The organism is Caldithrix sp. (assembly GCF_056497305.1).
Map to the genome: position 1 here is coordinate 1 of NZ_JBSMDE010000149.1, position 26,027 is coordinate 26,027.

Here is a 26,027-nt window from a genome sequence, read left to right on the forward strand (position 1 = left end):
TTTGAGCTTCATTTGTACGACTTTAGTATCCCCCAAAACTTGTAAAAATAACAAAGTATTTGCAAAAATTTATTATTAACTCACCCCCTAACTAAAACCATTCCAGCATGTTAGGTGGACTCACTTCCCCCTCTCTTTGCCAAAAGCAAGGGGGAATAAGGGGGTGAGTTTTTTTAAAAAACCAATCTTTCTAATGCTTTAAATAGCAGCGATTTAAAATAAATTGATTTTAAATTTCCGGGAGACCGTTTGAGCTTCATTTGTACGACTTTAGCATCCCCCAAAAATTGTAAAAGTATTTGCAAAAAAATTATTCTTAACTCACCCCCTAACTACAGCCATCCCAGCACATCAGGCAAATCCACCTCCCCCTCTCTTTGCCAAAAGAGAGGGGGAATAAGGGGGTGAGTTTTTCAGAAAACAAATCTTTCTAATGCTTTAAATAGCAGCGACTTAAAATAAATTAAGCTTAAGTTTTGGGGAAACATTTAGCTCTTTTTAATAGTGGAATATCCCCAAAATTTGCAGAGTAACAAAATATTTTCCCAAACAGCAATCTTAACTCACCCCCTAACGAAAGCCATTCCAGCACGTCAGGCCAATCCACATCCCCCTTTCTTTGCCAAAAGCAAGGGGGAATGAGGGGGTGAGTTTTTCAGAAAACAAATCTTTCTAATTCTTTAAATAGGTGCGACTTAAAATAAATTGATTTTAAATTTCCGGGAGACCGTTTGAGCTTCATTTGTACGACTTTAGCATCCCCCAAAAATTGTAAAATTATTTGCAAAAAAATTATTCTTAACTCACCCCCTAACTACAGCCATCCCAGCACGTCAGGCAAATTCACTTCCCCCTCTCTTTGCCAAAAGAGAAGGGGAATAAGGGGGTGAGTTTTTTGGAAAACTTCCTGCAAAACTTATATCCCGCCACGGCGGGATGCGAAAATTTTTAAGCTGCCTAATTACAGGACTATCCCAAACGTTTGAGTAGATAAACATTTTGAAATCAAATTTTACAAAGCAAAGGTTAAAACTCCCCCTTCTCTTTTTTAAAGGGAAGGGGAACGGGGGGATGGGTTTTAAAACAAAAGCTCACCATAAATGCTTCGCCCTTACAAAGTCGCGGACTGAAGCACGAGTTACATTGCTCTTTCGAATGGTCTGCCAATGTAAGGGATTCTTCGCCCCCGATAAATCGGGGACTCAGAATGACATGCCGGCACGGTTCCTCACCGCCTGGGCATAAGTTGCCCCTTCGCAAATTAATTCGTAATTCGTAATTTTTAATTTTTAATTTAAAAATACTTCCCTGTGCCCTCTGTGGTTGTTTAAATCCCCAAGGAAGTTTTTTGGTTGCGGTTTTGCTGCCTTAGAGTAATTGTTCCACCAATTCACCGTTTGGGAATAATTGTTCAGTCTTTTGCATTATTACAACTAAATCGTTTACCAAAAAAAATGGAGGAATTGTTATGTCTCATAAATTACCTGAATTAGGGTTTGCTTATGATGCACTTGAACCTTTCATTGATGCCATGACCATGGAAATTCATTACACCAAGCATCACGGCGGATATGTCAATAATTTAAATAAAGCGCTGGAGAGCCATCCTGAACTGCAGGACATGTCGTTGGACAGTCTTCTTAACAACCTGAGCAGTGTTCCGCAAGATATTCAGACGGCTGTACGCAACAATGGCGGCGGGCATTGGAATCACAGCTTTTTTTGGGCCTTATTGCAAAAGAACGAAAATGGAAAACCAGTTGGAGAACTGGCCCGAGCCATTGACAACACGTTTGGTTCCTTTGAAACCTTTAGAGAACAATTTCATAAAGCCGGAATGACGCGCTTCGGGTCGGGTTGGGCCTGGCTGATTGTGGATTCTCAAAAGAGACTGGTGATTGGTTCTACACCCAATCAGGATAATCCACTGATGGATATTAGTGAATTCAAAGGCACTCCTGTCCTGGGGGTCGATGTCTGGGAACACGCTTATTATCTGAAATATCAGAACAGGCGCAATGAATATTTGAACAACTTTTTCAACGTCATAAACTGGCAAAAAGTAGAGGAAAATTTCCAAAAAGCGCTCTAAACTAAAAGCCAGGCTCTGCCTGGCTTTTTTATTGATAAACAAGTAAAAAGAATACCGGAATTAATATGCCAATAGCAGTTAACCACTTTCCCCTGCCTGCCAATCCTTTTTTACCTTTCAAAACAAATAAACCGCTAATGGTCAAAAATAGTAATGCAATGGCATATAAATCGGCAAAATAGGTCCACCAGCGTTTAGCATGATTTAAATGTAAGTAATTGAATTCAAACAAAATCGGTCTTTTTTCCACTATTTCCCACTCCCCTGCTCCGGTTGCCAAATTTAATTTAAGTGTTTTGTTTTCAAAAAAGAGATGGAGCTCGTCCGGAGATGGTCTGAAGTGGCTTTGAGGAACTTCCGGAATTTGTAATTGCTTTAACACAGATTTGATCAGATCTGTTTTCTCGACAGTATTGGCCGGAATCGGTGTGGTTTGTACCTTAACGGTTCGAATATTGTAATTGGGATTCCAGTCATCCACATGGTTCACCGCAATACCGGAAATGGCATAAATAATGGTCAATCCAGCAGCCAGGTAGCCGATATCACGGTGTAAAATATTATTCCACTTTCGCCAGTTGATTCGCTTCATACGTTACGCCTCATCAAATTAGATGGCACATTATCAGCAATTTTTGTAAAACAGCTATTTTCCAGGTCTCTGCTAAATACGGCTAAGCCGAGCAACAGGGCTTAATCACCCTTTAAACACACAATAAAGCTACAAAGGCACAAAAAAGAATTTGTCTTGCGACCTTCCCTTGCCAATTTCGAATTTCTTGTGAAATTATGACCGGTGTTTAAAGGGATGAGAAGCCAAGCTGCCTGACATTCCATTCCCCCATTTATCGGGGAGAAAAATCACTTTCACTGGCAGCAGGCAATCCCCAACAATGTTCTGCCCTCTGCCCGGCTATCTTTAACACTAATTACGAGGGGCCACTACACTTCTTCGTACACTGTTGTCAGCTCTACAAGCAAAACGTATTTACTGTTTCAAAACACAATCGTTAATCCATTTTGATTTTAGCGCCCAAACCGCGTAAACGGTAAATGGTTTTACCAGAGGTGATTTTCGTCGAATCAAAGGGTTCGCCATGTTCCTCTGCATGATGTTTCATGGCTTTAATCAAATTCTCTTTGGAAATCACCAGTTTTTCCACGATGCCTTCCACCAGGGCTTCCCGGCCTTTGGCTTCCAGCGGAAAAACAATCTCGCCATCCTTTACTTTGACACGAATGGATTGAAAATCCTGATCACTGGCAATTTCCATCCAGCAGCCACGTTTTTTACAAACATCGACCACTCTACCTTTAACCAGCACCTTTTTACCAACAAAGGATTCTGGGTTCTCTAAAATTTTAGAGATGAGGGTGGTGTCCTTTAAAGTTAATGCTTTACCAAAAGTTTTCCACTCTTGAGCATAAAGAATACCGGCAAACAATAGAACCGAAATGAATAAAACCCTTTTAAATAGCATTGGTAAACCTCCTTCATGGTTAATGTTAATTTAATAATAAATGCACATCTAACTTTTCCATATCTCAATTTAAAACATTAAGCGACAGATGTAAACTGCAGTAATCAATCCGGCAATATCAGCCAGCAGGCCTGCCGGTATGGCATACCGTGTGTTGCGCACATTGATGGCTCCAAAATAGACAGCCACCACATAAAATGTGGTTTCCGTACTGCCGAACATGGTGGAAGCCATAAAACCGTAGAGAGAGTCTACGCCATAGGTTTTCATGATTTCGGTCATTACACTAATCGAGCCACTACCGGACAGGGGACGCATGAAAGCCATGGGCAAAACTTCTCCAGGAATTCCAATTTTGCTGGTCACACTTCCCAGAATGTTGGTCAAAAACTCCAGAGCGCCACAAGCCCGGAACATGGCAATGGCCACCAACATGGCTACCAGATACGGAATGATTGTCACGCCCACATTAAACCCTTCTTTGGCGCCTTCCACAAACTCTTCGTAAACTTTCACCTTTTTAAAATAGCCAAATCCGATAAAAAACAACAGAATGAGGGGAATGGCCAGGATAGACAGCCAATCGATCACCAGTTTAAACATTTTCCTTACCTCCCTTTTTTCTCTGGAAATATTGAATCAGTTTAACCGTGGTCAGGCCAACAATCGTGGCCATAGTGGCTGCAATAATGGAGGGAATTACAATTTTTTGCGGATTAACCGATCCCATCGAAGCGCGAATGGCAATGGCCGTAGCCGGAACCAGAGTGATGGCGCTGGTATTAATGACCAGAAAAGTAATCATATCGTCGGTTGCCTCGCCCTTTTTGGGATTTAATTTGTCCAGCTCTTCCATGGCTTTCAGACCCAGTGGCGTGGCCGCATTACTTAAGCCCAACATATTGGCGGCAATATTCATAATCATGGCCCCAATGGCCGGATGGGTGGAAGGAATCGTTGGGAATAATCGCTTGGTAATCGGACGCACCAGACGGGCAATAATATCGATCATACCGGCCTTTTCGGCCACACGCATCACGCCCAGCCACAAAGCCATTACGCCAATCAGACCAATCGCTATTTTTACAGAGGTGTTGGCCGCTTCAATGGCTGCAGAAGTAACCTGGCCCAATTTGGTCTCCTTATTCAGATTGCGCTGTGTCACCTTTTGCTCTGTTTTCTGTTTCTGCGGCCGATTGAGTTCATGATAAACGTCATTAATCCCGGCAATAAAAATGCTAAGGATGATCATCCAGGCCCAGATATGATTTAGCATGGTACCTCCTTATTGGTTTATTTATTTTGAACTTTACTATCTTTCTTGCTCTCTCATAAGATTAATGCTCATTGTCTCTGGCTTCTCTCTAACAAAACACCTCTAATGTTGCCAACTCCAGACAGAGTGACTCATGGAATTTTCGCCCCGTTTTAAAATTCTTTCTCCTCGTCAGGGCCAAAAAAGAAGAATGATTTTCTTTTCTCTCTACAATAAAGAGCTGTTCAATGAAACATTTTTTCGGTTGACCTCTGGTGCATTCTGGCAACCTGAGCGTGCTCGATTAATGTTCATCTTTCGCCCTGAATTGAACCACAAACACAAGCTAATAGAGATTGAGCATTTTTACAACCATAATCAGCAGAGCCAACACTAAAACCATGCGGATGATCCTCTCTCCTTTACGAACCGTCACATGAGCGCCGAGCCAGCCACCGAATCCATTGCCCGCTGCCAATATTAATCCCCAAAGCCAATTTACATTTCCGGAAACAATGAAAATTATCAGCGCCGGCAGAGTGTAAATAAGTACAATAAACACCTTGTAAACGTTGACACGCACCAGATCAAATTGGGCCAGATGAAACAGCGTGGCCATCAAAATAAATCCCACACCAACCTGAATAAATCCCCCGTAAAATCCCACTCCCAACAGAGCTAAATAGAGATGAGCTTTTTTAGTAAAACGATTCTTTTGCACCTGCTTTTTAGGAAAGAACAGGCTAATGATTACAAAAACAATAACCAGCGAAAGGATGCGCTTGAACCAGATTTCCTGAATATTCACGGCCACAACGGCGCCAATCAACGCGCCAGGTAGGGTAAGTAAAGCGTATCGGAAACTACGCCCAAATTCATTTTTTTTACTTTGCTGGAAACCAGAGACTGCCAAAATATTCTGCGCCAGAATAGCGATGCGATTGGTGCCATTGGCCGTTGCGCCATCCAATCCTAATAAAATCAAGGCAGGAAGCGTCAAAGAAGAGCCTCCTCCGGCCAGTACATTTACAAATCCGGCTATGGTGCCAATCAATAGTAATGAGACAATTTGAACCATCCTGCTCCTCGTAAATTTTGAGAAGTTTATTATTTTTTGAAATTTATTCCAAAATATTTTTTTAAAAGAAGAAAAAAACGACATCGCATTTCCTCGGAGCGAACGGTTGACTCATTAACGATTGTTTTCTCCGGCTACCGCATCCCAAAACTTCTTTGGTATTTGATCATTTTTTAAGTAACTTTAAAGCCGGTGATTAATCCATAGATTGATTGCCTAAGGAGACTTTTGAATATCCGGGAAAAAGATGGACCTTGATCAAAATTTTTTAATCAATCGTTTAATTCATAATGTAAAAAACGAATTATCCACACTGAAGTTAGCTGCTTCTAATCTCAAGTTTGTGCTGGATGATCTTCAACTACCGACAGAACAGCGGAACCAGATCGATGAATTTCTGCAAGTTATTCAAGAGAATATTAAGATTAGTATTCGCGCTTTGAATCGGGCGCTCAGTTTGTCGCGTAATACAACGCAGAACATGGAGCAGGTTAACCTGGGCCAGGTTTTATTGGAACTGACTCAAAAGCAAAACCAAATATTGTTCAAAAATCCCTCACAAAGTTTCATTATTTACGCTCAGCCCGATCTGTTACGCTGGTTTTTTGAAACCCTGTTCAGCTTTCTTCAAAACTTCGGCCCTGTAGAAATTCAATCCACACCTGCAGACCAACAATTGCAAATCGCTTTACTGGCAAAAAAAGAACTTAATCGGACAACCTTGTTATCCCCCGACCTTAAAACGGAGAATGCATTCGATGAACGGGTTATTGCTCATCTGGCCTCCTTGCTGGGAATAAACATTGCCCAAAAAGCATATTCAAAAGGAAAATACATTTTAATCTTAATTTTTAATCTAAATTCGGGAGCAGAGTCCGAACATGCCTAAAATCTTTTTAATCGATGACAATAAAGCCTATTGTGAACAAATACAGAAATCGCTTGAGCTGAAAAATTTTCATATTGAATTTGAAACCGACGCCTGGAAAGGGTTAGACAGGGCCCTTAAGCAAGATTGGGACGTCATTCTGGTGGATATGATTCTGGCACAGCAACTGGATGGGCTGGCCATTTTAAAAGAAATTAAAAAGCACAAAGATGAAGTTCCGGTTATTATGATTTCAGGCAGTTCTGTATTGGAACCGCTGGACCTTTTGATTGGAGCCGGCGCTTTTGATTGTCTGGAAAAACCTATTGAATTGGACAGGCTGGTGCTAACTCTCAAAAACGCCCTGCACTTACGAAAACTTGCAAAATTGAACAAACGGTTAATAAATGATCTGGAACAATCGATGAGCCGTGTAGGACTGGGAGATACGATTAAAAAAGCGCTCAGCCTGCTGGCTTCCATTCCGGACAAACCAGAAAGGTTGCTTATTTTAGGCGAGAAAGGAACAGGCAAGGAATTGATCGCCCGATTCTTACACTTTACCAGTGCCAGAAAATATGGTCCGTTTGTCACCCATTATTGCCAGAATCAAAAAGTAAAAGAAAACGAAATTTATGATTTTTGTCGCCAGATTTTTCAACAGGCGCACCAGGGCACTCTTTTCCTCAAAGAAATTCATCAACTCAACCTTAAAATTCAGCAGCATTTGAGCCAGCTGTTGCACCAAAACTTCTTTTATTTTCATAACAATACGCATGCGCCATCCATTGATATCCGCATTATTGCATCTTCATCGGCCAATTTAAATGAATTAATGAATCGGGGCCTGTTTTTACCGCAACTTTACAATCTGCTATCAAATTTTACCATAAAACTGCCGGCACTGCGCGAAAGGCCTCAGGATATTCCGCAACTTTTGCAACACTTTGTACAAATGGAAAGCCAGGCTTCGGGAGCTTTTATTAATCAAATCGCTCCGGAAGTGTTTGATTTAGTCAAACAGGAAAACTGGCCTGGTAACACCGGACAACTGAAACAGGTGGCCAAATTAATGGTTACTTTTAATAGGAATGGCGTGATCGATATCGATATTGCTAAACTGGCTTTAAACTATGATCGACTCTTAAATGCTTTAAAGACCTCGGGAAATGAGCAAGATGTAAAGCAGCTCATTAATGAAATGCTGAAAATTAAGAGACGGAAAAACGAATTAAAGATTAAAGATTAAAAAAGATGGTAAGCTCTGGCCGGCTCGAAAGGAGTTGACCCACCCTCTTAGTCCCCTCCGGAGGAGTGGAGACAAGATTTCCCTCCTGGAAGGGGCACAACACAGCTCCCCTCCTGGGAGGGGCTGGGGGTGGGTTTGCTTTCAATAAAAAAGGAAATAGAAAAATAAAAGGAATGGAAGGCTAAGGAAGCCAAGCCGCAACCAAAAGACATTTACACAGGAATTTAAGTAACCACAGAGCGCACAGAGAAGCATGTTTAAATTACGAATTACGAATTATTTTGCAAAGAGACAATTTGTGCCCAGGCGGTGAGGCCCCGTGCCGGCATGTCATTCTGAATCCCCAGATTTATCGGGTGTGAAGAATCCCTTACATTGGCAGACCATTCGAAAGAGCAACGTAACTCGAGCTTCAGCTCGAGGCTTTGTAAGGGAGAAGCATTCACAAAGTGCGCAAAGATGGCAAAATATCTTAACATATCGGAGTAGAACTAAGCAAAGCTGCACAATTTGCTCCCCCTTCCCTTCTTTTAATAAAGGAAAGGGAGCCGGGGGGTTAGGATCATTAACACAAAAATTTTTGCAAGCTAAAGCGATAGATCCTTTAATGGAAGTATTCTAAAAATCAAAAATTATTGTAATTTTAACATCTTTAGAATCAAAGGAATTAAATCAAGAAGAGAGAGAATTGTAATGGTTAATAAATGTAATATTTCTTGGGAATTTTGACACAACTGTATTGTAAGATATTTTATAAATAAATAATTCGAGGTATGGTTGAAATAATTTCCGTTTATTTTTTGAGTGATTGATTTTGGGATTTTTGTTTTAAAAGTTAATCGAATATTGCTATCTACCTTTTAAAAAAACAGGGTTCTATCTGTAAAATATAATTGAACTGGCGTATGAGATATGTGGATTTGAGAGCAATAAAGCCATAAAGAATAATAAGTCTTATTACAAAAAAGGCAGGGAAAACCTGCCTTTTACAAAGAACAAAATGAATTTTGATACCTATCGCATTAAGACCATTTTCCTGGTTTGCACAAAATTCCCTGCGCGTATCTGGTAAAGGTAAACGCCTGATGCCACCTCCCGTCCGGTTTCGTCCCGTCCATCCCATAGTACCTCATATCGCCCTGCAGGGAGCTGTTTATGAACCAATGTTTTAATTTTCTGCCCCAAGGTGTTATGGATAGTTAAGGTCACTGAACTGGCTTTGGTCAGATCGTAAGTAATGGTGGTACTGGGATTGAAGGGGTTAGGTGAATTTTGCAACAAAATAATCTGTTTGGGTATGGGGCTGTCTTTTGCGGAGACTGATGTTGTCCCGGTAAATTTCAAAATATATAAACCATCTGATCCATCCGCTACATAGGCAAGGTTATCACTAACGTAAACGTTTTCTGCATTCCCCCCGGTATCAAAGAAACCCACCTCCTGGGGATTCGTCGGGTTGCTAATATCGATGATGATCAAACCTTTCTGCCGATCCGCCACATAGGCATAGCTGCCGCTGATAAAAACCCCTAATGCCCAATCTCTGGTATCAAAGAAACCGACCTCCTGCGGGGTTGCAGGGGTACTAACATCGATAACACGTAAACCATACCAGGCATCGGCCACATAGGCATGGCTATCGCTGACATACACGCCATATGCATTCCCAATAGTATCAAAGAAACCCACCTCTTTAGGATTCGTTGGATCGCTCACATCAATGATGCGTAACCCATTATCCCCATCCGCCACATAGGCATGGCTGTCGCTGACATACACGCCGTATGCATTCCCAATAGTATCAAAGAAACCCACCTCCTTAGGATTCGTTGGATCGGTCACATCAATAATGCGCAGCCCATCACTTCTATCCGCCACGTAAGCATAGTGGCCGTTGATATAGACGTCTTCTGCATCCCCTTTGGTATTAAAGAAACCCACTTCCTGGGGATTGGTCGGGTCGCTTACATCAATGACGCGCAGCCCATCATACCCATCAGCCACATAGGCATAGCTGCCGCTGACATACACGCCATAGGCATAGCTTCCGGTATCAAAGAAACCCACCTCCTGAGGATTGGTCGGGTCGCTCACATCAATGATGCGCAAACCCGCATTCCAATCCGCCACATATGCATGGCTACCGCTGATATAGACGTCCCATGCTAGACTCCTGGTATAATAAAAATGCACCTCCTGTGGAATGGCGGAGTTATTCACATCGATGATGGACAACCCATCATACCCATCCGCAACATAGGCATGTCCGTCGCACACATAGACATCCATTGCATAACTTGCGGTATCAAAGAATCCCACTTCCTGTGGATTGGCGGGATTATTCACATCGATGATGCGCAGCCCATCATAACCATCCGCCACGTAGGCATGTTTGCCGCTGACATAGATGCCTAATGCACGACTTACTGTATCAAAGGAACCTACCTCCTTAGGATTCGTCGGATCGCTCACATCAATGATGCGCAAACCCGCATCCCAATTCGCGATATAGGCGTAGTGATCGTTAACATACACATCGCCTGCATATCCCCCGGTATCAAAGGAACCCACCTCCTTAGGATTCATCGGGTCGCTCACATCAATGATGCGCAAACCCGCATTCCAATCCGCCACATAAGCATGGCTGCCGTCGACATACACACCAACTGCATTCATTCCGGTATCAAAGAAACCTACCTCCTTGGGTTTGGCTGGGTTGCTAACATCAATGATACGCAAACCATCACTTCCATCCGTCACATAAGCATGGCTGCCGCTGACATACACGCCATATGCATTCCCAATAGTATCAAAGAAACCCACCTCCTTGGGATTTCTCGGGTCGCCCACATCAATGATGCGCAGCCCAGACCAATTATTGGCCACATAGGCGTAGCCACCTGAAACAAATATCCCTTCGACAACACAGGGAGTTATAACTTGCCCCAGGGATTGCGGTGATGCGGGATCTGAAATTTCCAGAATTTCCATTACACCGCCATTGCCAACAAAAGCTAAATTTCTTACGGAATCGACCGCAACTGCATAGCAGGGCCCGTAGGGCCAGCGTCCGATCTGAGCCACGTTGAAATCGCTCTGGCTAATTTGCAGGGGACGGTCTATTGCAGGAGGTGTTTTGTGAATTTGTGAAGGATAATATGCTGAATTGAGCGGACGTAGCGGCACATCCTGCGCACTGGCAAGAATGGGTATTAATAATATAAGGAGCTCCATCCATGGGAACTTTCGAACAATTGCCTTTGATTGCATTTTCTTTTCCCCCATAAGTTAAAAGGTTTATTATAAAAAGAATTCTATTCTTTCAGTATTTTAAAACTCCTATTATTTAAATTCAACTATACCTGCGAGCAAATCCGCTTTCCCATTTTCAGGTTCTCTACCTGGCTTAGAATACTTCCTTCAAAACTTCTATCCCGCTTAGCGGGATGCGAAATTTTTAATGCTGCTTTTAGAGGGGCGTGTTGAAGCGTTGGTTTAAATTGTATCTTCGAATAACTGCTAAATCTGTTAGAAAAATAATTGTAATAAAAAAGTTTCTCGCACTCTTGGTTGCGGCTCTGCTGCCTTAGATATAAAATCACCATTGTGTTAGAGCTTTAAAAAATTCCATGTTGTCAAAATAAATTCCAAAAAAGCAGGCACCAATCCTGAAGAGCGCCTGCAACATTTTTTCTATTTTGTTCGCTTTTCTATTTCATTAAAACCATCTTCCTTGTTTGTACAAAGTCACCGGCACGTATCTGGTAGAGGTAAACTCCGCTGGAAACATGTTTACCGGTATCGTCGGTACCGTCCCATAACGTTTTGTAATTTCCAGGATTGAGGTTGCCCTGAAATAAGGTTCGAATTTTTTGACCAGAAGCGTTATAAATTATCAGATTAACGAGTTTCGATTTAGGTAAGTTAAAAGAGATTGTAGTAGTTGGATTGAATGGATTAGGATAATTCTGTTTTAATTCAAATTTTTCAGGAATTCTATTATCAGATTTTTCAATAGAAGTTACAACTTCCACGGCTTCACTTAATTTACTAACATTTTCATGTACATCTTCTGCATTTACAGAATAAATGTAATTATAAATGTCTTCAGGATTAGATATATGGTCAGAAAATTGCGGTTCTGGGGTGCTCCCAATCCATTGCCAATCAGAAGTTCCCTTTATCTTTCTAAAAACGTTGTAGAGTTTTAAATCTGTTTCCAGATTTTCTTCCCAGGTGAGACGCACTTCCTTTGTTTCAGAATAATATACGGCAAACACCTTAATCGGGGGGGCTGGAGCAAGATTATCAACTGAATAACCACTATCTGGGGATGAATCATAAAATTCGGTTGCTGTATGGGCCGAAATAAAGAAGTAATGCCAGCCAGGAGTGGTAGACATAGAGTCATAAAGCGTTTCAGCGACATAACTATAATCCGGCAATTTATGGGCAGGTTGATTGGCTATCCACTCCCAATAAATTGTGTTGCCACCAAGTATTTTTTCTCTTGTGGCTTCACCTTTAAAATCCTTATCTACGTTAACGTTTAGTACACTTGGAACGTCCAAGTTTTTATTCTCAACCGGAATGGCTCTCCAAATACTATAAAATTGAACCGGATTCTCTACTGAACCGTTATCAAGGCTTGAAGCATTCCAGGTAATTAAAACTTTACCACCTTGATCATTTGGCACATCAATTATGGAAAGAATAGTTGGAGCCCCCATCCCACTTAATATTCGGTGTGGATTATCCGCAGTGCCATGGTAAGAACTTACGCCAAAGTCATCGGTGGCCTTAATATAATAATCAACACCATTCATGGTTACTGCGCTACCTGGAATCACAGCGGAATATGTGTTTCCAGAAGTGTTTATCATCTCTAGCCCTGTGTAAAGTAGCTGTCCTGTTTCACGATAAAATAATGCGACATCTGTCAGGGTATTAGTAACGTCGGATACTTCAGCAACAACAGTCAAATCTTTTCCTGGGATTAGAGTAGTTAAAGGGGTATGGACAATTTTGGGAGCTTCATTGGGTAAAACGGCTATCTGATATGGGTTTAAACGTGGATCCGTTAAGGGATCTGTACTCAACACCTGCCCATCTGTCGCAGAGATGTAATAATCAATACCTGGATGTAATACTACAGAGACAGGGATGGTGGCGCGATATAAATTGCCACTAACCAGCGTCATTGGAACATTCTCAAAATCCGTATTTCCAGTAGTCCGATAATACAAAGTTGCAGATTGGACATATGGTTCAATGTTATCAGTGATATTTACTTCAATCGTAAAAGAAGTGCCTTCTGCCCAGGCCTTATCATGTAAGACTTTAGTAGTTTCCGTACGTTCTATTCTTGGAGCAGCCCCGGGTGTATAAGAAGCAAAATCAGAACTGGTTTCACCATTATAATTTACTCTGACCTCCACATTACGAGGTATTCCGTTAAACTCCGGATCACTCGACTTGTAATGAATTACATAAGTATTACTTATCGAAGTGCTGATATCATTAATAATTTCATTAAAGTTATCATAAATGTAATAGTATTTTCCATCAGGATTTGTTGCTTCAGCAATTGGAATATATTGATTTTGCTGATTCGTATCGCCTGTATTAAAGACTGGATAGCAATTTACATCCGAAGCTAATAATTGATCAATCAGAGATGATACTGTCCATGTCGTTACACCATCATTTTCATGAGCAATGGCATCAGTGAGCATAATTTCTATTTTTTGAGAGCCTGGTCTGAAATTCATATGCGATCCTTCTGCCATTGCTTTCAATTGATTTTCTGGATAATCACCTCCGTCTCCAATCCCATGTTCTCCTAATTGGATATTTTCAATAATGGAAAGAATATTATCTTTTCCTTCATATAATTCATAATCATTATAGACATAAATAATATCTGCAAAAGTAATAAAACCTACTCGATAATCGACTCCACTTTCATCCAAAGAATTTATGAAATCTTCCATATTAGCTTTTACGGCATCTATTTCATCCCCCATACTTCCTGAAACATCAAGGACAAAAATTACATCAGCCAGACGTGTACCCCCGCTGGTTTCGGGAGGAGAGACATCAAAATAATCGGTTTGAACCACATCATTTTCTAAAACGGTAAAATTATCCTTAGTTAATGTTGTAATTCCTGTATTAAATGTGTCAACTAAAACATTCATATATATAAATGGAAATTTAGTAGGATCCAAAGAAGTAATTTTGGTAGTCAAAGGTTCGATACCTAAAACCTGCACTTTAACATTATCTATATACCAGCCTGCGTATTCATTGCTTCCATCAGATGTGAGATAAAATAAAATTTCCACATCATCTCCGGCATAAGTTGTCAAATCAATTTCTGATTCTACCCAATCGCTGGTGCCAGTACGATTACTTAATTGAATCCAACTCCCACCATTGGCTCTAATATACACATATCCATAATCATAACCACTTTCTAATTGATACCATTCATCGAATTTTAGGACGATTGATTCATCGCTCGAAGAAAGAGTAGGCAAACTTATTGCTTTACTTTGAAACCAGCTGTTCAAATTAGATGAGTAGGTCCCACTTAAATTTGTTCCGGCGCATTTCGTAGAAGAATACCCGGAACTGGGGCCATAAGTAGGAGCACCAATTTGCCATGGACTGTCGATTCGCACCCAGTTATCAGTCGAACCTTCAAAATCATCATAAAATAGATCACTCCCCACCACTGTTAGTGAACGTGCAGTTTGATTACGTTGAATCGCATTACTCTTTAAAAGCTGCCCCTTTGTAATTGTGGGTTTTTGCTGCAAATTTGAAGTTGCTCTCAATAACTCTTGACCCCAAATGTAATTATTGAGAATTAAAGTCATTACAAAATAGAATAACATCTTTCGCATAAAGTCGCCCTCCTTTGTTGGTTACTTTGAGTCATATCAAAATTCCGATTATCAGAGTATTAATCAATATTGAATGATTTTTCATCATTCCAATTCTCTAGGGATATTTGAAATGATCCTAAATTCTACGTTTTGTACAATTTAAATTTTTTAAGCTTTACCAAAATTCGTCTTCCATGACGCCTTACAAAGCTTTTCTCACATTACCTTGTTTATTAAAATGTTTGTTATTAAACCACGAGCTGTAAGTATAAATTGCAAACACCATGCCAAGCTAAATTTTATTTTATCTATTAATATTGCGTGTGTGGAGTGCTCTAACTAATAATCTAAGGCAGCCAAGCCGCAACCAAAAACATTTTCACAGTAATTTAAGTAACCACAGAGAGCACAGAGAAGTATTTTTAAATTAAAAATTACGAATGACGAATTACGAATTAATTTGCGAAGGGGCAACTTATGCCCAGGCGGTGAGGAACCGTGCCGGCATGTCATTCTGAGTCCCCGATTTATCGGGGGAGAAGAATCCCTTACATTGGCAAACACGTAAAGGCAACGTAAGGGAGTTCTCGTTTTAGTCCTATCCCCATTTCAGCTTTACAAAAAATTTCGAAACTTGAATCTGGCCATACAGGGCGGCACCAGCCTCATCCCGCTAAAGCGGGAATTCGGAAAAAGACTTAGCACCGGCCTTCATCCCGATGAATCGGGATGAGTAATAACCGTCGTTATGAGCCGATGACTTGAGCAGGCTAATCTGGCAAATAAAGCTCCCGCAAGTCGCACTACCGTTTCCTTCACAACGCAATTTTGAATTCATGCCCAGCCCATTTAAGCCGCTGAAGCGGCTCCTCTGCCTCCCACCCCCTTGTAACTTATTTCCTTCTCCTTTTTCTAAAAATATTGAAACTTATTCCTTTACTTTTAATAAAACTATTCGAATATTGAAAATAAACATTTATTTCGTTATTTTGGTCCAATCATTAAATCGTAGGAGGGTGTCATGGCAGATAATGGCGGAAATTTTGTAAAAGGCTTTTTGGTAGGCGGTTTTATTGGCGCAGCAATTGGTATTTTGTTCGCTCCAAAACCAGGTCGAGATGTACGCGAATCGCTTAAAGATGAGTCTGAAGAGTTGTACGACAGAGCGCGTGTGGAGCTGAACAAGTTAAAAGAAGAACTGGATACTTTGCGCGACAAGGTGTCGGAAACCCTGGAAAAAGGTAAAAGCGTTTTTCAGGGTGAAGAAGAGATTTCCAGGGAAGAGCGCGAATTTGAAGAAGAGCTAAAGAGCAGCGAAGAAGAGAAGCCGGCCAAAAAAGAGCGTAAGACCAAAGCTTCCAAAAACGCCTGATCAAGTCCATTCAAAACAGTCCCGATTTAAAGTGCGTTCCTGGAAACGGAGGGAACGCACTTATTAATTCTCAAATTTTCATAAGCAGCAAGAGGAGCTCATGATATGACCGGGGTATGGGAAGTAGCATTCGTAATTTTTTTGTTATCATTAACCGTGCTGATCTATCTCCTGATTCCAGTAATTTTACGTTTCCGGGATACACTGGGGCGCCTGAACAAGACACTGGCCGTTTTAAATGATGACTTACCGGATATTTTAAAGAATGTGCACAGTGTTACAGAACGTCTGGATAAAGTAATGAAAACAGCAGAAGATACAGTTGAGGACATCGCTCAGGTTGAACACACCATCACCAAGGAAATCAAAGAACCGCTGGTCAATATTGCTCAAATTATTGGCACAGTGATTCAATTGTTAAACAGACTTTTGTCCTGGCCAAAGAAAAATTAGGGAGAGCATACAATCCGCTCTCCCTGAAACGAATATTAATCCATGGGAATTTCAAAATTCCAGCCATATTTGTCTTCTACCGTACCAAGCTGGATTCCGGTTAAGGTATCGTAAAGTTTTTTGCAGGTTGGGCCAATATCTTCATTTTTCAGGTAAACCACTTCGCGATCTCGATATTTTATGCTTTCGACCGGGGTGATGACGGCTGCCGTTCCACAACAACCAGCCTCTGCAAAATCGAAAATCTCTTCCACATCCACGGCTCTTTGCTCAACCGTCATGCCTAATTCCTTTTCGGCCAGGACGCGTAAGCTCTTATTGGTAATGCTGGGCAAGATGGAGCTCGAAGCCGGCGTTACGTATTTATGGTCTTTGGTAATAGCAAAAAAGTTAGCCGGGCCCGATTCATCGATGTACTTTTTATGTTTAGCGTCCAGATAGAGCACTTCGTTGTAACCCAGCGATTTAGCTTTGATGGACGCACGAAGTCCGGCAGCGTAATTACCACCAACCTTGACATCCCCCACACCCAAAGGAGCTGCGCGGTCAATCTCTTCTTCCACAAGCAAACGAATGGGTTTAAGACCGCCCTTAAAATAGGGACCGACCGGCGTCGCAAAGATTAAGAAAAGATATTCATGTGAAGGCTTTACCCCCACAATCCCTGAAGTGCCTAAAAGAAGGGGACGAATGTACAGGCTGGCTCCGGAACCATAGGGTGGAATAAACCGTCGATTTAATTGCACAACCTTGAAAACCGCTTCAATGAATTTGTCTTCCGGAAAAGGTTGCATCATAATCTTTTCAGCAGAGCGTTTCATGCGTTTGGCGTTTTCATCGACTCTGAATGCTGAAATTTTGCCATCGGCGCGCTCAAAAGCCTTTAAACCTTCAAAACATTGCTGGCCATAGTGCAGAGATGTCGCCGCCATGTGTAATGCAATCGTATCAGATTCCACAATTTTTACATCGGACCATTGGCCATCTTTAAAGTAGTATTCCAGGTGGTAATCCGTTTTTACATAGCTGAAATCCAGGTTAGCCCAGTCAAGGTTTGCTCTTTCCATTCTATTGCCTCCTTATTAACTGCATTTAAAATAAAAAACCCCTTATCCCCTCGCTCGGGAGATAAGGGGAAAATGATCAAAATTTTTTAATGATCGCTTTACTAACGTTTAAAACATTCGGCCAAAACATGCGATTTGTAAATCCCATTTTCGAATAAGAATACGATTTCTCTCCTCTCTTGTTTTAATGAGAAGAGAAACAGATGGATCGTTTTTACTTTCCGGGCAACTCGTAGCGTTCTTTCATTGTTTAAGATCGTACGATTTTTCATAAAGAAAATATCATTTATTTGTAAATGATACAAATCTTTTTAAACCAATTTTGGCCAGATAATGTGATTTTAGGCTTTTTTCGTTTTGGATTATTGATTATCTTACAACTGCTTTAAAACATGAAAAAAAAGGCCAGACCATGCGTAGATTTTTACTCTTATTTTTGATGAGCTGTTCTGTCCTGTACGGGCAGCGAGTTCAACAAATACCGGAATTTGTGGATATTCAGAAACTGAATCCAACCATCGTGCTGGATATTCGTTATGCTACAGAGAACAACTTCTTACATCGGGCGGTTTACCCCCAGGCGCGTTGTTTTTTAGTAAAGGAAGCGGCTTTAAAATTGCATGCTGTGCAAAAAGAACTCCGGCAGATAGGTCTGGGATTAAAAATTTTTGACGGCTACCGTCCATTAAGCGTTCAGAGAACGATGTGGCAAATTATGCCCGACCCCAGGTATGTGGCCAACCCGGCCAGAGGATCCCGCCATAACCGTGGTTGTGCCGTGGATGTGACCCTGGTTGATTCAACCGGCCAGGAACTACCCATGCCCACCGAATTTGATAATTTTACCAGGCGGGCCCATCATGATTATATGAAATTACCGGCCAGAATACGCCTGAATCGATGGATATTGAAAACGGTAATGGAAAAACACGGGTTCAAACCCATTTCTTCGGAATGGTGGCATTATGATCTGGTGGGCTACCACAAATACCCGGTTATGGATTTTTCTTTTTCCCAGATTGATAGTATGCTTAAAAAATAATTTTGCGGATTAATTTTCTATTTAAATTGGTTACAAATGGCTTCCCGAACCATGTTTGGGTTGCCGTGTGTCATAAAAGTAAAGTAACGGTTTTTATTCCAATATTGATGACTTGATTGTAATGTACAACATGAAAAAAGAAAAGTGAAAAGGGGAGTTTGTTTATGTACATCATTTTATTTGGCGCACCGGGTGTGGGTAAGGGAACGCAGGCTAAATTGATTAGCCAGAAATACAACATTCCTCAAATTTCGACAGGCGACATGTTGCGTGAAGCCATTCGCCAGGGCACCGAATTGGGAAAGAAGGCCGAGGCCATTATTGCCAGCGGAGAGCTGGTTTCGGATGACATCATGCTGGGCCTGATCAGCGAACGCATTTCCCAGCCTGATTGTAGAAACGGGTTTATCCTGGATGGATTTCCGCGTACCTTTGCCCAGGCCGAGGGACTGGATCAATTATTCAAAGAAAAACAGTTACCCTCACCCATCTGTATTGAAATTGTGGTTCCGGAAAATGTAATCATTAAGCGACTTACAGCTCGTCGCATTTGCGAAAATTGCGGCGCTATATTTGACCCTGTAGCTAATCCCATTCCCGCTGATCTCAAGTGTCCCAAATGTGGCGGGCGCATTGTCAAACGTGAAGATGACAACGAGGAAACGATTCATAAACGCTTGCAGGTGTACCATGATCAAACCGCGCCTGTCAGAGATTATTACAAAAAGCTGAATAAATTTTACACGATTGACGGAAACCGATCGATTGATGAAGTGTTTAAAGAAATCGAGGAAATTTTAACGAGTGTGTTTCAGCAGGCTTAAAGGTTTTGAGCTTATTTCAAGAAAAAGTAAGAATTTTTCTGTTCATAGCGGCGCTGTGGGCTTTAGGCTCCTGTTCTGTGCGGGAACGGCAAAATGTTTTTGATCCCAAAAGCAACATCGATTCCTTAGATTTCTCATTAAGACTAACCCGGGCCGATTCTCTCATCCGTTTTTCATGGCAGCCTCCGGGACACATCGAATACAGCGGATTTCATATTTACCGCAAATTACAGGGAGAAAAGGTCTTTAAAAGCCGGGCGGTTGTAACTTCTGATCAGAACACGTTTACCGATACAACCGTTTCTTTTAATTTAAAGCATTCCTATTATTTGCGGCTGATTGGCCGCTCTTCGGAATCGCCGCCCACCAGGGTTTTGAGTACCATTCCCGGTCCAGGCAAAATCTGGATTCTGGATCGCTGGGACGAATACTTTTACAAATACGCTTATGATTTGAACCACAAATATTTAACGCATTACGCGATCTGGATTCCGCAGGATCTGGCGCTCAATCGCGATGGCCAGCAACTTTTGGTCACCTACCCCCTATTTCATTATGTGGAGTTGATCGATTCCCGCAGCGGGCAATTTCTGGACGGTCTCGAAGACTTAAAATACCCTTACGCCTGCGCCTACCATGAGCAGCAGAATGCCTTCTGGGTTTCGGATTCTTCAGGGGCCCTTTTTCTTTTGCCGGCTGACAATCTGCAAAGCCTGAAACTGATCGACGATGCGCTGGAAAAACCTCTGATCATTGCCATTGATGTTTCCGGAATGGTTTACGTTCTGGATAGCGAACTCAATCAGATTGTGGGCTATGACAAAAATGGCGCCAGGTTGACGACGATTGAAGACTCCGGGCAATTAACCTTTTTAAGCGCTAATCTGCAGGGGAGTGAGCTGTATTTCATAAGCCGGAAATCCGATAGTAGTTTTGTGTACCGCTATTCGCCATTGACGCGTAAAAGGCAGCTGATTTACCGCGGGAGCGACATTGATCTTGTGCGGCAGAGCGCGCTTGATCAATCGTTGTGGCTGGCGCAGAATTCAGACGATGGAGCCAGAATTTTGCAACTTTCTGGCACCGGAGTACGTCTTAACACATTGAGTGGGTTTAAAAAAATTGAAGACCTTGCCGTAAATCCTTACAATGGCAATATTGTGATTGCCGATCGGGCGTTGCATCAGGTCATTCATCTGACCGTTCAGGGACAGGTGATTGGTCGAATTAAGGATGCTCCTTTTCCATTTAGGATTAAAATCGAATGACCGGAAAACTAACCAGACATTTACTCTTATTCGTTATCCTGGGCCTAGAGGCCGTCTCGTTTTTATTTGACTGGATTGGCCTGAAAAATTTAGGGTTGTTCAACCTTCTGAACTACATTCACGAGGGGTTAAGCGTTTTTATTATCTGGCTGATCTACCTCTATCTGAAAAGATTGCAGATTTTTAACAGCAAGAATGTACAATACAACCTGAAAATAATCGTCATCAATTTGCTTACCATTTATGGAACGGTTTTCCTGTTAAAACAGCTTTTTCAGCCGGAATATGTGACCATCGATTTTCCACCCCAGACCGATGACTTAAAAACCATTATCTATTCCAATCTCATTTCTTTTATCGGACTTTTTTCGATGGTGGGCTTTATTCTGTCATTGCGCAATTTGATCTTTTACAAACCCAAAAAGAACACACGATTCTACTTTTATTTCAGCCTGTTGTTTCTAATTGTAACGGCAATTCTGACCAGTGTTTTAAAAACGCCGCTCGATCTGACCTTTAGCGGTAACGGAATATACAACAACAGCGCTTTTGTGCTGACTTTGATCTTTTTATTCCTGCTTTCCTTACGTAATAGCTGGATTACCTATTTGAGTCGTAAAGAAAAATTCTATTACACTTTTCTCTCTTTCCTCTTTTTGTGGGGCGTTTCTTATTTGTTCGATTTTGCTTACGAATTACCGGTTGCTTACCACAGTTTAGCTCAGGCCGTTTTCATTAATGGAAGCTGGTTCTTCTTGTTTTTTTACACGCTCACCAGTTCTCTGTACCTGTTGCTGCAGTTGCCTACGGCCCGCATTTTTGAACGTAAAATGCAGGAGGTCAATAGCCTGCAAAACCTGACGCGCGTTATTTCGCTAGAAATGGACACGCAAAAGCTTACGCATTTAATAACCAATCTGATCATTGAAGTAACGGATTCTCATGTAAGCTGGATTGAGCTTTTTCTGCCTTCAGAAAATAAGTTGAATATTATGGCTACAAAAAATCTCATGGTTCAGGATGTCAGCAAACTGGAAAGAGGCGCCCTGAAGCCATTGAGTGATCAGGTTCTGAATCAAAAACAAACCCTGGTGCTCAATGAACTGACCAATGTTCAGAAAAAAGAATATTTTTCCGGGTTCCGGACAAAAATTAATTCCCTGGTCATTATTCCCATTATTGGGGCTAAAAATCAGTTTTTTGGTTTACTGTACGCTGGTAAAGCTTCGGTTTTCGGCTTTGATCCGGATGACGTAAATCTGTTGGAGGCCTTTGCCAATCAGGTGGCTGTATCTCTGGAAAACAGCAGTTTATTGCAAAAATCGTTCGAGCGGGAACGTCTGGAAAAAGAGCTGCAAATTGCCCGCGAGGTGCAATTACGCTTATTGCCCCAGTCCCTGCCCCGATTAAACGGTTACCAGTTGACCACCGAAACCATTACCGCCTATGAAGTAGGAGGCGATTACTTCGATTTCATCGTTCAGCAGCCTACTGAGCAATTGGGAATTGTAATTGGTGATGTGAGCGGCAAGGGGACGTCGGCGGCCTTTTACATGGCCGAAGTAAAGGGAATCATTCAATCCGTAGCGCAGCAGAAGCAATCGCCCTACGAGATATTGCGTCATACCAATCAGGTGTTGTCAGCTAGCCTGGAGAAAAAATCTTTTATTACTTTAATTTTTGCCTTATTGGATTTTAAGCAGCACCGGCTTACTTTTGTGCGGGCCGGCCATTGTCCGCTGGTTCATTACCAGGCCCGTACAGGCGTTGTGCTTTATCATCAACCGCCCGGTATTGCGGTGGGCCTGGATCGGGGACCGATTTTTCAGGAATCCTTAAAGGAACAAACCCTGATCCTTGAAGCCGGAGATGTGCTGGTCCTTTACACGGATGGCCTGTCTGAAGCTATGAATGCCAAAAATGAAGAATACACCGAACAACGCCTGGCCGGCATTCTGAAACAACATGCCGATCAATCTGTGGAAATGATTAAAGAAAAACTTATTGAAGACGTTTTTAACTTTGCAGAAGGGCAGCATCTACACGATGATTTGACCCTGATTGTCATCAAGCGAGTGGAATAACAGGAGGCAATACATGAAAGGTTTTGAGGTAGAGCGTGTGGATAAAGACGAAGTTTCCGTACTTTATCTGAAGGGCTTTTTAGACGCACATACTGTGCCCCAATTTGAACAGGCTCTAAGCGAACTGGTAGAGAATGGGCGCTACAAAATTGTGGTCAATTTCAAAAATCTGGATTACATCAGTAGCGCCGGATTGGGTGTTTTTATGGGGTTTATTGAAGAAGTGCGTAATAACGGAGGTGATATCAAACTGGCCAATCTTTCGCAACGCGTGTTCAAAGTTTTCGATCTGTTGGGCTTTCCGGCCCTGTTCGAAATTTATCAGGATGAGCAAGAGGCCAGAGAAAAGTTTTAGGCCTGGCAACTTTTAGTAAAAAAATACGAAATGTAATATATGAGCAAGCCAAAGAAAAATAGGAAACAGAAATTTCGATTGCAGATTTCCGCTTCGACCGACAATCTGCAAATCGTTAGAGATTTTGTGCACCGCCTGACTACCGATGCCGGTTTTAGCACAGATCAGATTGATCAGATTGAGCTGGCTGTGGATGAGGCCTGCACCAATGCCATGAAGCATGCCTACCACTATGACACCTCAAAAATGATCGATATTGAGATTGCCCTGGATGCAGAAAAAATCGAAATTAAAGTGATCGATTACGGGCCCGGATTTGATCCGCAATCCCTTCCCAGTCCGGATATTAACCACGCCATGAAAAAAGCCAGGGCCGGCGGGTTGGGCATCCATCTAATAAAAAAAGTGATGGATGAGGTAAATTTCCATATCGATCCAGGACAGAAGACCGAGGTGCAGATGGTCAAATTTAAAAAAGCGATAAACGTACAATGAAGGCTTCCTATTTAAGTAGTTTCCGTGAACGGCATAAAAACGAGCTGGAAACCAGGGAATTAGATAAACGTTTGTTGGAGCTTTCTTCCCTGTTTGAACTCAGCCAGCAATTAAATGCCTCGCTGAACTTACAGAGTATTCTGGATAATGTGCTCTTGATCCCCATGGGGCGCATGCTGATTAGTAAGGGCCTGGCCATGGTTAAATTAGCAGAAAAGGAATTTAAGGTTTTAAATGTAAAAGGCCTGCCCCGGGAATGGTTAAATAAAACGCTGGAAATTCCAAAGGCCCCCAGGGAGCCGATCCTTCTTTCCGCGCCGGAAACGGATGCAGCTTTAAAAAAACTGTTCCAATCCATGCGCATCGAGCTTTTGTTGCCTATGCTTTTTAATAATCAGATCAAAGGGCTGATTGGCTTTGGTCCCAAATTAACCCGTCAACCATTTACCAATGATGAAATCGATTTTTTGTTTTCTATTTGCAATATTGCCGGACAAGCCATTGAAAATGCCCTGATCATCGATGAACTTAAGAAAGTCAATCGTTCGCTGGATGAGAAAATTCAGGAACTGAACACCCTGTTTGAAATTGGTAAGGAATTGAATCTCCTTTTTGAGGAAGAAAGCATTTTAAAACAACTCTCTTTTTCCTTGATGGGCCAGTTGCTGGTCAATCAGTTTTTCGTCGTGTTAAAAAGAGATGACGGCTGGCAGGTGGTTTTCCGTCAGGGCTCTTATTTTGATGAAAGCTGTTGTGATGAGGTGCTCAAGGATGTCGGGCGCCTTTCTGAAATAAAGGAACCATTGTTGCTTAGCAGATCAGAAGAATTTGAATATCTATTGCGCCTTAAAATTCAGCTTGTGGTACCCATGGAAATGAAGAGTAAAGTGGGAGGGTTCATTTTCCTGGGGCCCCGCATGGATGGCAAACCTTACGAGCCCCTGCAAGTGGAATTTGTTTCTACGCTGGCCAATATTGCCATGATTGCCCTGGAGAATTCGCGCTTGATCAAAGAAACCATCGAAAAAGAGCGCATGGAGGAAGAACTGAACATTGCCAGAACCATCCAGAACCGCCTGTTGCCCGCAACCTTCCCTCAAACGGGAGCGTTCGATATTCATGGACTGAATATTCCCAGCAAACAGGTAGGAGGCGATTATTTTGATGTTTTGCAGATCAACGAAGATGAGCTAATTTTAACCATTGCCGATGTTTCTGGTAAAGGCATGCCGGCGGCCCTGCTGATGTCCAATTTACAGGCGGGATTACATACCCTGTACTCAGAAAACTACTCGCTGGCGCAAATCACACAAAAACTGAATCAGTTAATTTTTAAGAATACCTCCATCGAGCACTTTATTACATTTTTTATTTTGAAACTGAATCTCCATAATGGTCGCTTCGAATATGTTAATGCTGGACATAATCCGCCCTATTATTTAAGCCATGATGGGCAAATCGCAGAGCTTTCAGAAGGCGGCTTTTTGCTGGGTATTTTCCCCACGGCCGAATACCAGTCGGGTACCGGACGATTAGAGCGCAATGAGCTCATCATCATGTACACCGATGGGGTAACGGAGTGCATGAATTTGGCCGAACAGGAGTTTGGAGAAGAGCGATTAAAAGAGATATTACTGAACAATGGTCTGAGGCATTCTGTACAAAGTTTAAATACCTACATTGTGGAACGATTAACTCAGTTTGCCCGCCAGGCGCCGCAAAGCGATGATATTACCCTCCTGACCGTTAAACGTAAATAATTCATTGTGCCCAGGCGGTGAGGGCGCGTGCCGAAATGTCATTCTGAATCCCGCTTTAGCGGGAGGAAGAATCCCTTACACTTGCAGACAATTCTCAGGCGTAACGTAACTCGAGCTTCAGTTCGAGATCTCCACTGGTAGACTGAACATCCCATCGCCACGATTCTCGGGGAAAGGCCAGTCTGGCAGCACCAGCCTGACAGGCCAGTCTGGCAGCACCAGCCTGTTGTAGCGAAGCAGAAATCCCGATCTTCGGGGACAGGACATTCAACCGTTATGTTAAAAGTCAAATAAAAATCGATTTTTTTTAAATTTTGGACAGAGGTATCCTTTCTTATTTATTCATCTTAAAAAATTTTCTCCAAATTTCCTTTAATAATAAAATATCCGA

At 41.9% G+C, this 26,027-nt stretch carries 20 protein-coding genes; 12 read left to right on the forward strand and 8 right to left on the reverse strand.

Going from position 1 to position 26,027, the window contains the following annotated elements; genetic code table 11:
• Window positions 1-1,468 precede the first annotated feature (1,468 nt).
• The gene (locus tag ACWB0I_RS12435) at window positions 1,469-2,092 is read left to right on the forward strand and encodes a superoxide dismutase (protein ID WP_479388389.1); all 624 of its coding nucleotides are present in this window, start codon (window positions 1,469-1,471) and stop codon (window positions 2,090-2,092) included.
• A 28-nt stretch (window positions 2,093-2,120) separates the two neighbouring features.
• Here ACWB0I_RS12435 and ACWB0I_RS12440 read toward each other — a convergent pair whose 3' ends face one another.
• From ACWB0I_RS12440 to ACWB0I_RS12460, 5 genes are all read right to left on the reverse strand, one after another.
• The gene (locus ACWB0I_RS12440) at window positions 2,121-2,684 is read right to left on the reverse strand and encodes a PepSY-associated TM helix domain-containing protein (protein WP_479388390.1); all 564 of its coding nucleotides are present in this window, start codon (window positions 2,682-2,684) and stop codon (window positions 2,121-2,123) included.
• Between the two features lie 418 nt (window positions 2,685-3,102).
• A complete protein-coding gene (locus tag ACWB0I_RS12445) occupies window positions 3,103-3,573 on the reverse strand; it encodes a DUF4920 domain-containing protein (RefSeq protein ID WP_479388391.1) in 471 nt (156 codons plus the stop codon).
• A gap of 69 nt (window positions 3,574-3,642) precedes the next feature.
• Window positions 3,643-4,176, reverse strand: a complete 534-nt coding sequence (locus tag ACWB0I_RS12450; RefSeq protein ID WP_479388392.1) for a spore maturation protein — start codon at window positions 4,174-4,176, stop codon at window positions 3,643-3,645.
• On the reverse strand, window positions 4,169-4,849 hold the full coding sequence (locus ACWB0I_RS12455; protein ID WP_479388393.1) for a nucleoside recognition domain-containing protein: 681 nt from the start codon (window positions 4,847-4,849) through the stop codon (window positions 4,169-4,171). The genes ACWB0I_RS12450 and ACWB0I_RS12455 overlap by 8 nt, the downstream gene beginning before the upstream one ends.
• A gap of 325 nt (window positions 4,850-5,174) precedes the next feature.
• Window positions 5,175-5,906, reverse strand: coding sequence for a sulfite exporter TauE/SafE family protein (locus ACWB0I_RS12460; protein ID WP_479388394.1), 732 nt, complete (start codon window positions 5,904-5,906; stop codon window positions 5,175-5,177).
• A 247-nt stretch (window positions 5,907-6,153) separates the two neighbouring features.
• On the opposite strand from ACWB0I_RS12460, the gene ACWB0I_RS12465 reads away from it, so the two are divergent.
• Together ACWB0I_RS12465 and ACWB0I_RS12470 are read left to right on the forward strand one after the other, a co-directional pair.
• On the forward strand, window positions 6,154-6,795 hold the full coding sequence (locus tag ACWB0I_RS12465) for a hypothetical protein (protein WP_479388395.1): 642 nt from the start codon (window positions 6,154-6,156) through the stop codon (window positions 6,793-6,795).
• Window positions 6,788-8,023, forward strand: coding sequence for a sigma-54-dependent transcriptional regulator (locus ACWB0I_RS12470; RefSeq protein ID WP_479388396.1), 1,236 nt, complete (start codon window positions 6,788-6,790; stop codon window positions 8,021-8,023). Before ACWB0I_RS12465 ends, ACWB0I_RS12470 begins: the two co-directional genes overlap by 8 nt.
• Before the next feature lie 1,014 nt (window positions 8,024-9,037).
• Here ACWB0I_RS12470 and ACWB0I_RS12475 read toward each other — a convergent pair.
• Together ACWB0I_RS12475 and ACWB0I_RS12480 are read right to left on the reverse strand one after the other, a co-directional pair.
• Window positions 9,038-11,293, reverse strand: a complete 2,256-nt coding sequence (locus tag ACWB0I_RS12475; protein ID WP_479388397.1) for a FlgD immunoglobulin-like domain containing protein — start codon at window positions 11,291-11,293, stop codon at window positions 9,038-9,040.
• Window positions 11,294-11,733: 440 nt separating this feature from the next.
• Window positions 11,734-14,934, reverse strand: a complete 3,201-nt coding sequence (locus ACWB0I_RS12480; RefSeq protein WP_479388398.1) for a VWA domain-containing protein — start codon at window positions 14,932-14,934, stop codon at window positions 11,734-11,736.
• 1,003 nt (window positions 14,935-15,937) lie between these two features.
• On the opposite strand from ACWB0I_RS12480, the gene ACWB0I_RS12485 reads away from it, so the two are divergent.
• Window positions 15,938-16,288: a YtxH domain-containing protein gene (locus tag ACWB0I_RS12485; protein WP_479388399.1), complete on the forward strand. Its 351-nt coding sequence runs from the start codon at window positions 15,938-15,940 to the stop codon at window positions 16,286-16,288.
• 105 nt (window positions 16,289-16,393) lie between these two features.
• On the forward strand, window positions 16,394-16,741 hold the full coding sequence (locus ACWB0I_RS12490; RefSeq protein WP_479388400.1) for a DUF948 domain-containing protein: 348 nt from the start codon (window positions 16,394-16,396) through the stop codon (window positions 16,739-16,741).
• A 35-nt stretch (window positions 16,742-16,776) separates the two neighbouring features.
• On the opposite strand, the gene ACWB0I_RS12495 is transcribed toward ACWB0I_RS12490, so the two are convergent.
• The gene (locus ACWB0I_RS12495; RefSeq protein ID WP_479388401.1) at window positions 16,777-17,808 is read right to left on the reverse strand and encodes a branched-chain amino acid aminotransferase; all 1,032 of its coding nucleotides are present in this window, start codon (window positions 17,806-17,808) and stop codon (window positions 16,777-16,779) included.
• A gap of 412 nt (window positions 17,809-18,220) precedes the next feature.
• Between ACWB0I_RS12495 and ddpX the strand changes: the two genes are divergently transcribed.
• From ddpX to ACWB0I_RS12530, 7 genes are all read left to right on the forward strand, one after another.
• Window positions 18,221-18,850, forward strand: a complete 630-nt coding sequence (ddpX, locus tag ACWB0I_RS12500; RefSeq protein WP_479388402.1) for a D-alanyl-D-alanine dipeptidase — start codon at window positions 18,221-18,223, stop codon at window positions 18,848-18,850.
• 164 nt (window positions 18,851-19,014) lie between these two features.
• Window positions 19,015-19,674, forward strand: a complete 660-nt coding sequence (locus tag ACWB0I_RS12505; RefSeq protein ID WP_479388403.1) for an adenylate kinase — start codon at window positions 19,015-19,017, stop codon at window positions 19,672-19,674.
• A 5-nt stretch (window positions 19,675-19,679) separates the two neighbouring features.
• The gene (locus ACWB0I_RS12510) at window positions 19,680-20,942 is read left to right on the forward strand and encodes a hypothetical protein (RefSeq protein ID WP_479388404.1); all 1,263 of its coding nucleotides are present in this window, start codon (window positions 19,680-19,682) and stop codon (window positions 20,940-20,942) included.
• The gene (locus tag ACWB0I_RS12515; RefSeq protein WP_479388405.1) at window positions 20,939-23,026 is read left to right on the forward strand and encodes a GAF domain-containing SpoIIE family protein phosphatase; all 2,088 of its coding nucleotides are present in this window, start codon (window positions 20,939-20,941) and stop codon (window positions 23,024-23,026) included. The genes ACWB0I_RS12510 and ACWB0I_RS12515 overlap by 4 nt, the downstream gene beginning before the upstream one ends.
• Before the next feature lie 13 nt (window positions 23,027-23,039).
• Window positions 23,040-23,381: an STAS domain-containing protein gene (locus ACWB0I_RS12520; protein WP_479388406.1), complete on the forward strand. Its 342-nt coding sequence runs from the start codon at window positions 23,040-23,042 to the stop codon at window positions 23,379-23,381.
• A 39-nt stretch (window positions 23,382-23,420) separates the two neighbouring features.
• A complete protein-coding gene (locus ACWB0I_RS12525) occupies window positions 23,421-23,876 on the forward strand; it encodes an ATP-binding protein (RefSeq protein WP_479388407.1) in 456 nt (151 codons plus the stop codon).
• Entirely contained in the window at window positions 23,873-25,636 is a 1,764-nt protein-coding gene (locus ACWB0I_RS12530) for a SpoIIE family protein phosphatase (RefSeq protein ID WP_479388408.1), read from the forward strand. Before ACWB0I_RS12525 ends, ACWB0I_RS12530 begins: the two co-directional genes overlap by 4 nt.
• The last annotated feature ends 391 nt before the right edge of the window (window positions 25,637-26,027 follow it).